At 61.8% G+C, this 14789-nt stretch carries 18 protein-coding genes; 2 read left to right on the forward strand and 16 right to left on the reverse strand.

What is annotated here, in order from left to right:
• Positions 1-54: 54 nt before the first annotated feature.
• The 5 genes from Q0802_RS02105 to Q0802_RS02125 form a co-directional block, all read right to left on the reverse strand.
• Positions 55-1275: an NADH-quinone oxidoreductase subunit D gene (locus Q0802_RS02105; protein ID WP_298913554.1), complete on the reverse strand. Its 1221-nt coding sequence runs from the start codon at positions 1273-1275 to the stop codon at positions 55-57.
• Between the two features lie 209 nt (positions 1276-1484).
• Entirely contained in the window at positions 1485-1658 is a 174-nt protein-coding gene (locus Q0802_RS02110; RefSeq protein WP_025048937.1) for a hypothetical protein, read from the reverse strand.
• Complete coding sequence (locus tag Q0802_RS02115; protein WP_298912848.1) at positions 1658-2263, reverse strand: NADH-quinone oxidoreductase subunit C; 606 nt, start codon at positions 2261-2263, stop codon at positions 1658-1660. Before Q0802_RS02115 ends, Q0802_RS02110 begins: the two co-directional genes overlap by 1 nt.
• Before the next feature lie 69 nt (positions 2264-2332).
• Positions 2333-2866 (reverse strand): NADH-quinone oxidoreductase subunit B, encoded by a 534-nt coding sequence (locus Q0802_RS02120; protein WP_298912851.1) that lies wholly within the window; start codon positions 2864-2866, stop codon positions 2333-2335.
• Positions 2857-3222, reverse strand: coding sequence for an NADH-quinone oxidoreductase subunit A (locus tag Q0802_RS02125; RefSeq protein ID WP_298912854.1), 366 nt, complete (start codon positions 3220-3222; stop codon positions 2857-2859). The genes Q0802_RS02120 and Q0802_RS02125 overlap by 10 nt, the downstream gene beginning before the upstream one ends.
• Positions 3223-3524: 302 nt before the next feature.
• On the opposite strand from Q0802_RS02125, the gene Q0802_RS02130 reads away from it, so the two are divergent.
• The gene (locus Q0802_RS02130; protein ID WP_298912857.1) at positions 3525-4028 is read left to right on the forward strand and encodes a fasciclin domain-containing protein; all 504 of its coding nucleotides are present in this window, start codon (positions 3525-3527) and stop codon (positions 4026-4028) included.
• A 177-nt stretch (positions 4029-4205) separates the two neighbouring features.
• A complete protein-coding gene (locus Q0802_RS02135) occupies positions 4206-5030 on the forward strand; it encodes an AraC family transcriptional regulator (RefSeq protein ID WP_298912860.1) in 825 nt (274 codons plus the stop codon).
• A 32-nt stretch (positions 5031-5062) separates the two neighbouring features.
• Here Q0802_RS02135 and Q0802_RS02140 read toward each other — a convergent pair whose 3' ends face one another.
• The 11 genes from Q0802_RS02140 to Q0802_RS02190 form a co-directional block, all read right to left on the reverse strand.
• Positions 5063-5848 (reverse strand): crotonase/enoyl-CoA hydratase family protein, encoded by a 786-nt coding sequence (locus Q0802_RS02140; protein ID WP_298912863.1) that lies wholly within the window; start codon positions 5846-5848, stop codon positions 5063-5065.
• Positions 5841-6356: a DUF6653 family protein gene (locus Q0802_RS02145; RefSeq protein ID WP_298912866.1), complete on the reverse strand. Its 516-nt coding sequence runs from the start codon at positions 6354-6356 to the stop codon at positions 5841-5843. Before Q0802_RS02145 ends, Q0802_RS02140 begins: the two co-directional genes overlap by 8 nt.
• Before the next feature lie 14 nt (positions 6357-6370).
• On the reverse strand, positions 6371-7228 hold the full coding sequence (locus Q0802_RS02150; protein WP_298912869.1) for a hydroxymethylglutaryl-CoA lyase: 858 nt from the start codon (positions 7226-7228) through the stop codon (positions 6371-6373).
• A 31-nt stretch (positions 7229-7259) separates the two neighbouring features.
• Positions 7260-7925, reverse strand: a complete 666-nt coding sequence (locus Q0802_RS02155) for a glutathione S-transferase family protein (RefSeq protein WP_298912872.1) — start codon at positions 7923-7925, stop codon at positions 7260-7262.
• On the reverse strand, positions 7922-9862 hold the full coding sequence (locus Q0802_RS02160) for a biotin carboxylase N-terminal domain-containing protein (RefSeq protein WP_298912875.1): 1941 nt from the start codon (positions 9860-9862) through the stop codon (positions 7922-7924). Before Q0802_RS02160 ends, Q0802_RS02155 begins: the two co-directional genes overlap by 4 nt.
• A 3-nt stretch (positions 9863-9865) precedes the next feature.
• Positions 9866-10555, reverse strand: coding sequence for a hypothetical protein (locus Q0802_RS02165; protein WP_298912877.1), 690 nt, complete (start codon positions 10553-10555; stop codon positions 9866-9868).
• Positions 10552-10974 (reverse strand): ASCH domain-containing protein, encoded by a 423-nt coding sequence (locus Q0802_RS02170; protein ID WP_298912879.1) that lies wholly within the window; start codon positions 10972-10974, stop codon positions 10552-10554. The genes Q0802_RS02165 and Q0802_RS02170 overlap by 4 nt, the downstream gene beginning before the upstream one ends.
• 84 nt (positions 10975-11058) lie before the next feature.
• Positions 11059-12663, reverse strand: coding sequence for a carboxyl transferase domain-containing protein (locus Q0802_RS02175; RefSeq protein WP_298912881.1), 1605 nt, complete (start codon positions 12661-12663; stop codon positions 11059-11061).
• Between the two features lie 39 nt (positions 12664-12702).
• Positions 12703-13023: a hypothetical protein gene (locus Q0802_RS02180; RefSeq protein WP_298912884.1), complete on the reverse strand. Its 321-nt coding sequence runs from the start codon at positions 13021-13023 to the stop codon at positions 12703-12705.
• Positions 13023-13520, reverse strand: coding sequence for a lysozyme inhibitor LprI family protein (locus tag Q0802_RS02185; protein ID WP_298912887.1), 498 nt, complete (start codon positions 13518-13520; stop codon positions 13023-13025). Before Q0802_RS02185 ends, Q0802_RS02180 begins: the two co-directional genes overlap by 1 nt.
• Positions 13517-14680, reverse strand: coding sequence for an isovaleryl-CoA dehydrogenase (locus Q0802_RS02190; RefSeq protein WP_298912898.1), 1164 nt, complete (start codon positions 14678-14680; stop codon positions 13517-13519). The genes Q0802_RS02185 and Q0802_RS02190 overlap by 4 nt, the downstream gene beginning before the upstream one ends.
• Positions 14681-14789 lie beyond the last annotated feature (109 nt).

A 14789-nucleotide genomic window follows, 5' to 3' on the forward strand; every position in this document is an offset into this window, starting at 1 on the left:
GGCACGCGACGCCCCCTGCGAAAATTATTGTCTGGACAAGTGCATGTGGGTCGCTCACCGGTCGATCTCTCCGAAGACCACATCCATGGTCCCGATGATCGCCGCGACGTCGGCCAGTTGGTGGCCGCGCGACATATGATCCATCGCCTGCAAATGCAGGAACCCAGGCGCGCGGATCTTGGCGCGGTAGGGTTTGTTGGTGCCGTCCGCCACGAGGTAGACGCCGAACTCGCCCTTGGGCGCTTCGACGGCGGCATAAACCTCGCCTTCGGGCACGTGGAACCCTTCGGTATAGAGCTTGAAGTGGTGGATCAGGCTTTCCATCGAGGTCTTCATGTCCGACCGGCTGGGCGGGGTGATCTTGCCGCGCGCCAGCACATCGCCCTGACCCTCGGGCGCGCGCAATTTGGCAATCGCCTGATGGATGATCGAGACCGACTGGCGCATCTCTTCCATGCGCACCAGATAGCGGTCGTAGCAATCGCCGTTTTTGCCCACGGGGATCTGGAAATCGAACTCGTCATAGCATTCATAAGGCTGGGCGCGACGCAGATCCCAGGCAAGGCCCGACCCGCGCACCATCACGCCGGAAAACCCGTATTCGAGGATGTCCTCTTCGGTCACCACGCCAATATCGGCGTTGCGCTGTTTGAAAATGCGGTTCTCAGTCAGCAGCCCGTCGATATCGGCCATCACGCGGGGAAATTCTTTGGCCCAGGTCTCGATATCGTCAATCAGCGCATCGGGCAGGTCCTGATGCACGCCACCGGGGCGGAAATAGGCCGCGTGCAGACGCGCCCCGCAGGCGCGCTCGTAAAACACCATCAGCTTTTCGCGTTCCTCAAAGCCCCAGAGCGGCGGCGTCAGTGCGCCCACATCCATGGCCTGCGTGGTGATGTTCAGCAGGTGGTTCAGCACTCGGCCGATCTCGCAGAAAAGTACGCGGATGAGGCTGGCACGGCGCGGCACTTCGACGCCCGTCAGCTTTTCGATGGCCAAACACCAGGCGTGCTCCTGATTCATCGGGGCCACATAGTCGAGCCGGTCGAAATAGGGCAGGTTTTGCAGATAGGTCCGGCTTTCCATCAGCTTTTCGGTGCCGCGATGCAGCAGGCCGATATGCGGATCGCAGCGCTCGACGATCTCGCCGTCAAGCTCCAACACCAGCCGCAGCACACCATGCGCCGCCGGGTGCTGTGGCCCGAAGTTGATGTTGAAGTTGCGGATCTTCTGCTCGCCCGTCAGAGCGTCTTCAAAGCCTTTGGAGCCATCCATCATTTCTGATCTCCAGTTTGTTCAGCAGCCAAATCTCTAAACATTTTTCTATACATATTCGACCGTCGCTGCACCGTTTTGCGACCGAAAACTGATTGGGTTTGGCGGAGGAGGTGTCCTTCGTACCTCGTCGCATTTTTTAAAAAACGGCATCAACGCCAGCCCCAATCCTGCCGCCGCAATCATTGTGTTGACCAGTTCAAACCACATCACAGCTTCTCCAGCTCTTGGAGCTTCAGGCCCATCCACCACAGCAGGGCGATAGTGCCCAATGGTACGAGGCAGACAGCGGCCCAGTATTTGTTGATACCAAAGAACGGCAGCAGCTTGACCATCGGAATGGCCGTCAGTGCCGAGAGGATCAGCCACCAGATGCCGCCCATTACTTGGCCTCCGCCTTGTCGTCTCCCGGCAGGATGTATTCCGCCCCTTCCCAGGGGGACATGAAGTCAAACTGGCGGTATTCCTGCACCAGGCTCACCGGTTCATAGACCACGCGTTTCTGCGCCTCGTCATAACGCACTTCGGTATAGCCCGTGGTGGGGAAATCCTTGCGCAGCGGGTGGCCGCGAAAGCCGTAGTCGGTGAGGATGCGGCGCAGGTCCGGGTGGCCCGAAAACAGGATGCCGAACATGTCGAACACCTCGCGCTCGAACCAGTTGGCGCAGGGGTGTACCCCGATGACCGAGGGCACCATCTGGTCTTCGCGGATGCTGACGCGCAGGCGGATGCGGTGGTTCTGATACATCGACAGCAGATGATAGACCACGTCGTAGCGTTTGGCGCGACCGGCGTAATCAACGGCCGTGATGTCCACGAGGGTCGAGAACCGGCAGGTCATATCGGTTTTCAGAAACTCGACCAGCCCGGTGATATTCGAGGGCGTCACATCGAGGTTCAATTCCCCATTGGTGACATCCCACCCCAGCACGCAATCAGTGCGCTTGGCTTCGATGTAGGATCCCAGTTCGTTCAAGGCATCGGACATGATCGGCCTCCCCTAGCGGACGATTTCTTGCTCACGCCCGGTCATCGGACGGTTTTTGGTGACGCCCGGTCATCGGACGATTGTGCCAGTACGGCGAATTCTGCGTTGCAACTGCAGGATACCGTAGAGCAGCGCTTCGGCCGTGGGCGGGCAGCCCGGCACATAGATGTCCACGGGCACGATGCGATCGCAACCCCGCACCACCGAATAGCTGTAGTGATAATACCCACCGCCATTGGCGCAGGATCCCATGGAGATCACGTAGCGCGGTTCCGGCATCTGGTCATAGACCTTGCGCAGGGCGGGGGCCATCTTGTTGGTCAGCGTGCCCGCCACGATCATCACATCCGACTGGCGCGGGCTGGCACGCGGGGCAAAGCCGAAACGTTCCGCATCATAGCGCGGCATGGCCACATGCATCATCTCGACCGCACAGCAGGCCAGACCGAACGTCATCCAGTGCAGACTGCCGGTGCGCGCCCAGTTGATGATGTCTTCGGTCGATGTCAGCAGGAAACCCTTGTCCTGCAACTCCCGGTTCAGCTCCTGTGTGGCGACCTCGCGGTCAGCACCCGCGACGTTGGCTCCGGTGGCTACTGCCATTCCAGCGCTCCCTTTTTCCATTCATAGGCAAACCCGATCGTCAGCACGGCCAGGAACACCATCATCGACCAGAAACCCACCATGCTCACATCCTGAAAGGCCACGGCCCAGGGGAAGAGAAAGGCGATCTCCAGATCGAAGATGATGAAGAGGATCGAGACGAGGTAGAAACGCACGTCGAACTTCATGCGCGCATCGTCAAAAGCATTGAAACCACATTCGTAAGCGGAGACTTTTTCGGGGTCCGGATTGCGTACGGCGAGGATCACGGCGGCAAGGATCAGAACCAACCCTAACCCTATGGCGACAGCCAGAAACATGAGGATGGGAAGGTATTCCCGCAGCATCTCGTCCAAGGCTTGGCTCCTTTTGTCTGCTCAGGCGTGCAACAGCTCACGCCGCCCGCCGCGAAGGGGGCTGCATTGGGTTTACGCGTGTGGCTTGGCAGGGTCAACAGATGCGGCCCCGGAAAACCCCGTCAACTGCATGGAAAATTTAGGGCGCAAATCATGCAAAACCGGCGCAACTTCGCCGGATCACAAGGCTGGTAAAACAAGATTGATCCAATTCCGGCGCATCCGCGTAACCGATTGTACCTGCCACCAGAATAGGTTTCTGCCGACCACGGTGGCCATAAAATCAGGGAAAAGGACAGACCATGAATAGACGTTTCGCGCTCAAAGCCACAATCGCCGCCACAGCACTTGCGGCCCTCACTGCCTGCGCTCCGGCCGAACAGGGAAGCGATATCGTGGATATTGCGGCCTCGAATGGCAATTTCAACACGCTCGTTGCCGCCGTGCAGGCCGCCGGGCTCGAAGAAACCCTGCGCAGCCCGGGGCCCTTCACGGTCTTCGCCCCGACAGATGCCGCTTTTGCGGCCCTTCCGGCAGGCACCGTCGACAGTCTGCTGCTGCCTGAGAACAAGGATCAGCTTGTCAGCATCCTGACATATCATGTGCTGCCAGGGTCGGTCGCCTCATCGGATGTGCTGGGTCAGGTGGTCAACGCTGAAACCGTGAACGGCAAAACCGTTCGCGTCGATGGCACCGGCAGCAAGCTTGGGCCCGCCGTGAAGGTCAACGATGCCAATGTCACCTCCGCAGACATTCTGGCGACAAACGGGATCATCCATGTGATCGACAAGGTTCTGCTGCCCTAAACACCCCGACGGCAGCACTTGCTACCCTTTACGCCCGTCAGAGCAATCTGGCGGGCTTTTTTGTTGCGCTGGCTCCGGGGCGGCAATTCATTATCCTTGCGCAAAGACATCACGCAGGATCAAGCGCGGAGCGCCACATAGGTGCAGGATGGACCATGTGAACGAAAGGCGCGGAACATGGCATTGCTCGACAGGCTGGTCTGGCAGATCGAGGTCCACCTCGACGAGACCCCGTCGCTCGCGGTCTTGTCCGAGCGTTGCACGGTCAGCCAGCACCACATGTGCCGTGTCTTCCGGCAGGTCACCGGACTCTCCATCATGTCCTACATCCGCGCACGGCGTCTGTCGCGGGCGGCGAGACGGATTGCATTGGATGACATGGATATTCTCGCCGCGGCCCTTGAGGCCGGATACACCTCTCACGCTGCGTTCACCCGCGCCTTTGCGGCCTACTTCGGCTGCGCGCCCAGCATCGTCCGGCAGGCGCGGTCCCTGTCCACCCTCTCACTCATGGAGCCCCTTGAAATGAAAAAGGAAATGATCGTCGACATCGCCGAGCCGGAGATGCGCCACCGCGCGGAATTTCGGGTTGTCGGCTTGAGCAAGAGATGCAGTTTTGAGAGCATCGCCGAAATTCCCGGTCTCTGGCAAGCGTTCAACGCCCGTGAAGACGAGGTTGAAAATGCTGTGCCCGGTGCCGCTTACGGTGTGTGTTGTGACGCGGATGACAACGGCCAGTTTCGTTATCTGGCCGGAATGGAAGCCAGCGGGCGGACACATGGCATGGATCACGTCGATATCCCGGCCCAACGCTATGCGGTTTTCACCCACCGCGGCCATGTGTCGGACCTGCCCAAGACCGTCTATACGATCTGGAACAAGGCTCTGCCTGATGCGGGGCTCTCCCCCGCAGCCGCACCTGATTTCGAGGTCTATGGCCACCGGTTCGATGTCGAAACCGGACGCGGCGATGTGGAAATCTGGATTCCCGTCACGGAGTGATCACCTCGCCCGCCGCTGCCTTGATCGCGGGGTCAGCCCTGTGACCACTCTGGTTTGCGTTTGTCAAAAAACGCGCCGATACCTTCGGCGGCCTCATCACTTTCCCATTGGGCGGCCAAGGCGGCGATGGTGTGATCCACAATCCCTTCGTCAATGCGCGGACCCAGATCGCGTGCCAGCTTCTTGGCAGCGGCCACCGCCCCCGGCGCGCAGGCGAGGTATGGCACAACCTCCCGCTCGACAGCCTGCGCCAGTTCTTCGGCTGCAACAGACCGGGACAAAATGCCCAGGTCGACCGCTTCAACCGCGTCAAAAATCCGCGCGGACATGAAGACCCGGCGCGCGCGCCCCTCCCCCATACGGGCCAGAACATAAGGGCCAATGGTGGCCGGTATCAGGCCCAGGCGTGTCTCGGTCAGCCCGAATTTCGCCGTCGCGACCCCGATGGTCACGTCGCAGATGCACGCCATGCCCACACCGCCGCCAAAGGCATTGCCCTGCACCCTGCCGATCAGCGGTTTGGGCAGGGCATTCAGCGCGCCCAACATGGTGGCCAGTTTACGCGCTTCGGCACTTCTGGTGGTGGCATCCATCGCCATCTGCGCGCGCATCCAGCCCAGATCGCCACCTGCGCAAAAGGACTTGCCCGCCCCGGTCAGCACCACCACACGCACCGCGCTGTTTGATGCCAGCATCGCGGCAGCCTCGGTCAGTTCCGACAGCATCTGCGCTGACATCGCATTGTGCTTGTCCGGGCGGTCCAGTGTCAGGGTCGCGACACCGCGCGTGTCCGTGGCGATTGTGATCGTTTCAAACATCCGCTTTCTCCAAACCCGGAATCGTGCGCCCTGCTCGAAGCCAGTCGTCATGCACCCAGACCATCCGGTCGACAAACCAGATTTTGGGCAGGGCCGTCAGGATCATGCCAAAAACCGCGCCCTCCCACCACAGGAACCACAATCCCCAGATCATGATCAGCGCGCCGGGCAGGCTCAGGGCACTCAGCACGACGGCAGCCCTGCGGTGATGGGCGTCAATTTCGCCACGATGGTTCAGGAACACACGTTCGCCCAGAACGCCCTTGCTCATCCAGTTGTCGAGCGTTCGGGGGGGCGGGAAGGCGCGCGGGTTCCACCAGATCCAGAAGATCGCAAGACCCACCGGGATCAGCGCCCAGACACCAAGCCAAACCCGGCTCCAGAGCGCTAGCACCAGCAACGGCAGGCAGGTGAGCATCCGCGTCCAGCCCGACCATGGGTTGGCGTGGCGCAGCCAGACATGGTCATCCATGGCCATCGCCTGTTCGGTACCTTTGAAGAAATCCATCGCGGGCCTGCCCTTCAGCCTGTGCGCATGGCGCGTGCCATCTCTGCGGCCTCTTCGACCACGTCGATGTCGAGGCCGGTCTCGTAACCCAATGCGGCCAGATGACGGGCCACCGCCTCCGTGGCCACATTGCCTGCGGCCCCAGGGGCATAAGGACAGCCGCCCAATCCGCCCACAGCGGCGTCGAACACCCGCACGCCGAGGCTGAGCGAGGTGTCGATGTTCTCCATCGCGCGACCTTTGGTGTCATGGTAATGCCCCGCCAGCCGCCCGACCGGCACCACGTCACGCACCGCCAACAGCATCCGCGCAATACTGTCGGGCGTACCGGCACCGATGGTGTCGCCGAGGCTGATTTCATAGCACCCCATGGCAAAGAGCCGGTCCGCCACCGCCGCCACCGCAGCAGGCGCCACCGCCCCGTCATAAGGGCATTCCACCACGCAGGACACATAACCGCGCACCGGCAGGTCGATATGGCGCGCCTCTTCCAGAATGGGCGCGAACCGTTCGATGCTTTCGGCGATAGAGGCGTTGATATTGGCCTTGGAAAACCCTTCGGAGGCGGAGGCGAAGATCGCGATTTCATCGGCCCCTGCGGCCCGCGCGTCCTCAAACCCGCGCATGTTGGGGGTCAGGGCCGCATAGCGCAGGCCGGGTGTGCGGGTGATCCCGCCCAGCACCTCAGCAGAGCCCGCCATCTGCGGCACCCATTTGGGCGAGACAAAACTCGCCACTTCGATGCGGCCAAAGCCCGCGCGGCTGAGCTTGTCGACCAGCGCGATCTTTTCCGCCATCGGTATGTCCCGCGCCTCATTCTGTAGCCCGTCGCGGGGCCCCACTTCGAATATCTCGCATGGTCCCAGACTCATGAACACCCTCCCCCTTTGATGTGCTTTGCGATCACTCTAACGGCCAGGGCGCGTAAAAGTCCCGATCATAAATGCCGTCACCCTCCGGCAGGGCCGCGATGAAGCTCTTGCGCGCGGTGATCCGCGCATACCAGTCGGCGGTCGCGGGAAATTCCTCCAGCGTCGCGAAATGCCGCGCCATATAGACCGCCTGCCCCACGGAAATATCGGCGGCGGAAAACCCGGAGGTCAGCAGATGCTCGCGGGTCTGCGGCGCTGTGCTCAGCCGCGCCTCAAGGGCGGCGTAGCATTTTCTGACTCGCGCCGCTTCGAGCTTCATGACAATCGGACTGCGCATGTGATCTTCGTAAAGCGCCACATGCTGCTGGGTCAGGGCTGCGGTATGCTGGCTCAGGGTTTCGGCGAAATGCAGCCAGACCAGCCAGTCCATACGCTCGGGGCTGCCGGGCATCCGGCCCAGACCCTCCGGGCTGAAACGCTCGCAAAGGTATTCGGTAATGGCCCCGGTCTCGAACATATGCGCGCCGTCGATCTCCAGCGCCGGCACCCGTCCCGCAGGCGAAAGACTGAGGAAGTCGGCGCGGCGCAACGTCCGGTCAAACGGGTAGCTGCGGACCTCAAACGGCACTTCCAGCTCATTGAGCAACCACAGGCTGCGCATGGAACGTGTCTGCGGGCAATGGTGCAGCGTGATCACGCCTCCGCCTCCGGTTCAAGCTGGATGAGGGCCGCACCAGCTTCGACCTGATCGCCGTTTTGCGCCATCACTTCGGCCACCACCCCGTCACGCGCGGCCAGCAGGGCATGTTCCATCTTCATCGCTTCCAGAACGGCCAGACGGTCGCCCTTGCGCACCGATTGGCCCACTGATGCGTCAATGGATTTCACCAGCCCCGGCATCGGCGCTTCGATCAGATTGCCGTCCCCGCTGCTGCCACTGGCGCGCGCCAGCGGGTCCACCACTTCAAAGGGCAGCCCGTAGTGGTCAAAGACCGTCGCAACCCCGCCCGCAAGACCCACCTGAGGCGCGGGATGCCCGCCGATGTGCCAGATCGCGCCGCGCCTGCGGGCCTCGACCACCTCATCATCCAGATGCCAACGCTGATGCGCCGTATCCAAAACCTCAACCGCCAGATCAACCACCTCGCCCTGCCAGATCAACTGCACCGACCGCCGCATGGGCTGCCAGAGGCTGAACCCTGCCTGCGCGGGCGGCTCAAAAAGCCCCAGCGCCGCCATGCCTGCGGCCACCTTGTGCCGGGCCAGCGGTGCGGGGGCCGCGATCAGATGATCCAGCTCACGCCCGATCAGCCCGGTATCGACCTCACCGCGACCGAAGCGTTCATGCCCCGCCAGCGCGCCCAGAAAGGCCAGGTTGGTCACCGTGCCGCCCACCTGCGTGCCTGCCAGACCCCGGCGCAGCTTCGACAGGGCCACGGCGCGGTTTTCCCCCTGCACGATCAGCTTGGCGATCATCGGGTCGTAATAAGGACTGATGGTATCGCCCGCCCGCACGCCACTGTCCGCGCGCACATCATGCGGAAAGTTCAGGTGGCTGAGGGTGCCGGTGGCGGGCAGGAACCCGGCGGGAACGTCCTCCGCATAAAGCCGCGCTTCAAAGGCATGGCCGGTGATGGACAGGTCCTCCTGCCGGGCGGGCAAGGGCTCGCCTGCGGCCACACGCAACTGCCAGGCCACCAGATCAACGCCGGTGATGGCCTCGGTGACGGGATGCTCCACCTGCAACCGCGTGTTCATCTCCATAAAGAAGAAGCCATCCTCCTTCAGCCCGTCCGAGCCGTCCACGATGAATTCCACCGTGCCCGCGCCGCTGTAACCAATGGCCTCCGCCGCGCGCACCGCCGCCGCCCCCATGGCCGCGCGCATCTCTTCGGTCATGCCCGGTGCGGGCGCTTCCTCGATCACCTTCTGATGACGGCGCTGCAAGGAACAATCCCGCTCAAATAGATGCACGGCCCTTTTGCCATCGCCAAAGACCTGCACTTCGATGTGGCGCGGCTGGGTGACGAATTTCTCCACCAGCACGTCCCGGTTACCAAAGGCCGTCTGCGCCTCAGAACGGGCCGAGGCGAGCGCTGTCGCAAAACCCTCGGCCGTCTCCACCAGACGCATGCCCTTGCCGCCGCCGCCCGCCACCGCCTTGATCAGCACCGGATAGCCGATCTTGTCGGCCTCCGCCGCCAGCAGATCGTCATCCTGATCCGCCCCGTGATAGCCCGGCACCACCGGCACGCCCGCCTCCACCATCAGCGCCTTGGCCGCATCCTTCAGCCCCATCGCGCGGATCGCCGAGGCGGAGGGCCCGATAAATGTCAGCCCCGCAGCCTCCACCGCATCAACGAAATCGGGGTTTTCGCTCAGAAACCCGTAGCCCGGATGGATCGCGCGGCACCCCGTATCCAATGCGGCCTGAATGATCACATCGCCGCGCAGGTAACTCTCCGCCGGGGCCGCCCCGCCGATACGCACCGCCACATCCGCCAGCGCCACATGTTTGGCCCCCGCATCGGCATCCGAATAAACGGCAACACAGCGCACGCCCATCGCGCGGGCGGTTTCAATGACCCGGACAGCAATCTCGCCCCGGTTCGCAATCAGGATTGTGTCAAACATATTTCACCACCATGAGCCCGATGTTCCGTCCATCAGATGTTGTTTCACGTAGTCCGGCAAGGGCCATGCGTCGTAATCAACCCCCGTCAGCCGTCCGGGTGGCTGACTCCGGTAAGCATGGCGGTAAAGATCCATATGCAGCGTGATCTCGATTTGGCCCAGCGCCTCATCCACCTTGGTCTTGGTCTCGTTGATGCCCTCTTCGAGTTTTTGTGCATCGCTCTTTTGGCGCATCCAGCCCGCAGGCAGGACCTGCGTCAAAATTTTGCCGCCCGCCGACAGCGCCACCAGCAGAACAAGGTTGGCCAGAACCCCGGGCAAAGAGGGGGAGGCAATATCGCGAAGAAACCCTGGCAAGCCACCGAACCAGCCACGCTTGGCGTCCTTTTGCGTTGCAAGCTGCACCCGCGCCAGTTCGAACTCCCGCGCAAAGCTTTCGCGGAAAGCCCGGGCAAAGGCGCGCCGGTTGAAATCCGAGCGCCCCGCCCAAAGGCGCAGTTTGGGCCGCACGAACCACCCTTGTCGGGATTGTTCCACAAACTCTTCGAAATCGAAGATAAAGAAATAGTCCTCGGCATCGGGCGCATTGTGGATCACATAGACAGGCAGTTCCACCTCGCTGCCCAGCGTCGGCAGTTTCAACCCGCTGACGGTGTCGACCATCCGGTCCCCAAGCGCCTTGATGCCCTTCATATGTTGCCTCCAAAATCCTCGACTAATTCAAACCGCTCGCAGACCAGCATCATGTTCTCACCCCACCCGCCGTTGCGCTCGAAATATGCGCGGTGCCCTGCCTGCCAGCCTGCCAGCGTCTCGTTCTCACCTTCTGCCAGCGCGAAATCTTCATCGACCTCGCAAAATCGTCTTTGCGTCACCTCGACCGTTCGGATGACGAGCGCGGGGGTACCATCCCAGTTGAGCGCAATATCGTGGCGTCCGGCAACCGGCAGCGCCTCCCCGCCGGTCTCGAAATCGCGCAGCGCGCCGCAGGTCGCACGCTTGGCACCCGATCTGACCAGCCCCAGCAGATCGGCACAGAGCGCCGCGGTGTCGCCGAAGGTGAAAGTGACGGCCTCGGGATAGCGGCGTTGGACCTCTTTCAGCGTCACCATCAACGTCCCTCCCGGGTCGGGCCGGGTGACACTGCGGTGCACAGGCTGTGCACGTTCTGTGCACAGGGTGTGACAGGCCGGTTTTTACATGCGGAAGACGCCAAAGCGTGTCTCCTCGATCGGGGCGTTGAGCGCGGCGGAAAGCGACAAAAAGAGCACGTCGCGCGATTTGCGCGGGTCGATAATCCCGTCATCCCACAGCCGCGCGGAAGCGTAGAGCGGGTGGCTCTGGCGCTCGAACATGTCAATCGTGGGCTGTTTGAAACGGGCCTCTTCTTCGGCGGACCAATGCTCGCCCGCCCGCTCGATGGCGTCGCGTTTCACCGTGGCCAGCACACCCGCCGCCTGCGCACCGCCCATGACCGAAATGCGGCTGTTGGGCCATGTCCACATGAAACGCGGGCTGTAGGCGCGCCCGGCCATACCGTAGTTGCCTGCCCCGAAGGAGCCGCCGACCAGCATGGTGATCTTGGGCACATTGGTGGAGGCCACAGCCGTTACCATCTTGGCGCCATGCCGCGCGATGCCTTCGTTTTCATATTTGCGGCCGACCATGAAGCCGGTGATATTTTGCATAAATATCAAAGGGATACGGCGTTTTGAACACAGTTCGACAAAATGCGCGCCTTTCTGGGCGGATTCCGAGAAGAGCACGCCGTTATTGGCGATAATGCCAATAGGGCAGCCCTTGAGATGGGCAAATCCGGTCACCAGCGTTTCGCCAAAGCGCGGTTTGAATTCGTCAAAACGGGAGCCATCGACCAGTCGGGCAATCACTTCGCGAATGTCATAGGGCGTGCGCAGATCTGCAGGCACCACGCCCAGTATTTCTTCCGGATCATAGGCCGGATCTTCGGGCGCCTCCCATTGCACGGTGGCGGGTCTGGCGCGGTTCAGCGCGCCCACCGCCCGGCGCGCCAGTGCCAGCGCATGGGCGTCATCCTCGGCGAGGTAATCCGCGACACCGCTGAGACGGGTATGCACATCACCGCCGCCGAGGTCTTCGGCAGTGACCACTTCGCCCGTTGCGGCCTTGACGAGAGGTGGGCCTGCCAGAAAGATAGTGCCTTGATCCCGAACGATAATTGTCACATCAGACATGGCCGGAACGTAAGCGCCCCCGGCTGTGCAGGAGCCCATGACCACGGCGATCTGCGCGATCCCTTCGGCACTCATACGCGCCTGATTGTAGAAGATGCGGCCAAAGTGATCGCGGTCGGGAAAGACCTCATCCTGATTGGGCAGGTTGGCCCCGCCGCTGTCCACCAGATAGATACAGGGCAGCCGGTTCTCCTGTGCAATCTCCTGCGCCCGCAGGTGCTTCTTGACCGTCATCGGATAGTAGGTGCCACCTTTTACGGTGGCGTCGTTACACACCACCATGACCTCCTGCCCCTGCACCTGACCGATGCCCGCGATCACACCCGCGCAGGGGGCCGCACCGTCATAGAGTCCATGCGCGGCAGTGGCACCGACCTCCAGAAAAGGGCTGCCGGGATCCAGCAGGCCCGCCACCCGGTCGCGCGGCAGCATCTTGCCCCGGCTGAGGTGACGCGCGCGCGATTTATCGCCCCCACCAAGTGCCGCATGATCCGCCGCAGCAGCGATCTCCGCCAAAGCTTCCAGATGGGCTAAGCGATTGGTTTTAAAGGCTTCGGAGGACGGCAAAGCCTGCGAGGTCAGTTTCATGTCATCTCCTTCATCGGCAAGCTGGCCGCTTTCCGGTCATCATGTTTGCGGCGCTCCGGGCCGGTCAGGGTCTGCGGAAATATCCAGCAAACGCCCAAATCTGTCGACGGCATAGTCATAGCGCAGAGCGGGTTGCTGCACACAGCGCACCACGATCCAGACGCCGGCGCGTTCGCCCGGTCGCGCCGTGCAATCGGTCAGACGGGCGTTGCCCCCCGCTTGCGCCACGTATTGCGCAGCATAGGTCGAAATGACATCCGTCTCCGTGATCGTGGCCGCGATCCAGCCCCATCGGAATCCCCAGACCCCGAGACAGATCACCAGCAGTGCCAGCGGTGTCCACCAGAGCCAGCGGGGCATCACTCACCCCATTGCCGTGACAACCGATCGGTCTGATCCGCTGTCAACTCCATCAGGCACTGCAATGTGGCTGGTCCGCCGCCTGTCCCGCCGCCCCATTTTGTGCGCTCGTAAGCGCAGGCCTCATCGCGAAAGGTGATCCAGGCGCGCTGCATCGCCACAAGCGCCGGGGCTTGAGCGGGTGCGGCCGAGCCAAGCTCCCGCATTTCGGCATCCATCTGTCGGGCATCCTGCAGGACAGCCTGGTAGGTCTCGTTCAGAAGAGCGTCCCAAAAGGTCAGTTCGCCATCAAGACAGCCGCCCATGCCGACGGTTGTGTGGCCTGCATCATTGGCTTGCATACAGATGGCAGAAGACAGGCCCGCACAGTCACTCAGTGCTGCCCCAACGGGCAATTCATCCAGACAGCTTCGGGTTTGCGCATCCGAATACAGAATGCCCTGCGCGAGGGCGGGCGCGGCGCTCAGTGCCAATCCCAAGGCCAAAGCACGGATCACCCCATGGCCCCCATCATTTCGCGACCAACCAGCATGCGCCTGATCTCTGACGTGCCCGCGCCGATTTCCATCAGTTTGGCGTCGCGGAAAATGCGTGCCACGGGGCTGTCGTTCAAAAACCCGGCCCCGCCCATTGCCTGCACAGCCTGATGCGCCTGCACCATCGCCTGTTCGGAGGCATAAAGACAGCAGGCCGCGGCGTCCTGACGTGTCACATCGCCCCGGTCGCAGGCCTTTGCCACCTCATAAACATAGGCACGTGCGGAATTCATGGCCGTATACATATCGGCGATCTTGCCCTGCATCAGTTGAAAATTGCCAATCGGCTGGCCGAACTGTTTGCGCTCGGAGAGGTACGGCATGATCGCATCGAGGCAGGCCGCCATGATGCCGGTTCCGATCCCGGCCAGCACCACGCGTTCATAATCGAGCCCCGACATCAGCACGCGCACGCCTTTGCCCTCTTCACCCAGCACGTTTTCAAAAGGCACTTCGACGTCCTCGAATATCAACTCGGCGGTGTTTGATCCGCGCATGCCCAGCTTGTCGAAATGGGGGCTGGTGGAAAATCCGGTCATCGATTTTTCGATCAGAAAGGCGGTGATGCCTTTGGACCCTGCGTCTGGGTCGGATTTGGCATAGACAACCAGGGTTTCCGCGTCTGGCCCGTTGGTGATCCAGTATTTGGTGCCGTTCAGGCGGTAGTGGTCGTTGCGTTTTTCGGCGCGCAGTTTCATGGAAACCACGTCGGACCCGGCACCGGCTTCGGACATGGCCAGCGCGCCCACATGTTCACCGGATATCAGACCGGGCAGGTATTTCCGTTTCTGCGCGTCCGTGCCGTTCAACTTGATCTGATTGACGCAGAGGTTGGAGTGGGCCCCATATGACAGCGACACCGAGGCACTTGCACGCGCAATCTCCTCCACAGCGACCGTATGTGCCAGATAGGACATGCCCGCACCGCCGTATTCTTCCGGCACGGTAATGCCCAGCAGACCAAGCTCGCCCATCTCCGTCCAGAGTTCTGGCGGAAAGGTGTTTTTGGCGTCAATCTCCGCCGCCAGGGGTTTGACACGATCCTGCGCCCATCTGTGCACCAGGTCGCGCAACGCGTTCACATCTTCGCCCAGATCGAAAGCCATGGTTGCCATAAACATCGCGGTGCACTCCTTGCGCGATTTATTGAACGTATGTTCATAAATGACATAGCCCTCTCATCCGGTCAACCCGGCAATAGTTCCGACGCAAAAAAGGCGGCTCGAAGCC

Source organism: uncultured Roseobacter sp. (assembly GCF_947495275.1).
GTDB lineage: Bacteria > Pseudomonadota > Alphaproteobacteria > Rhodobacterales > Rhodobacteraceae > Roseobacter.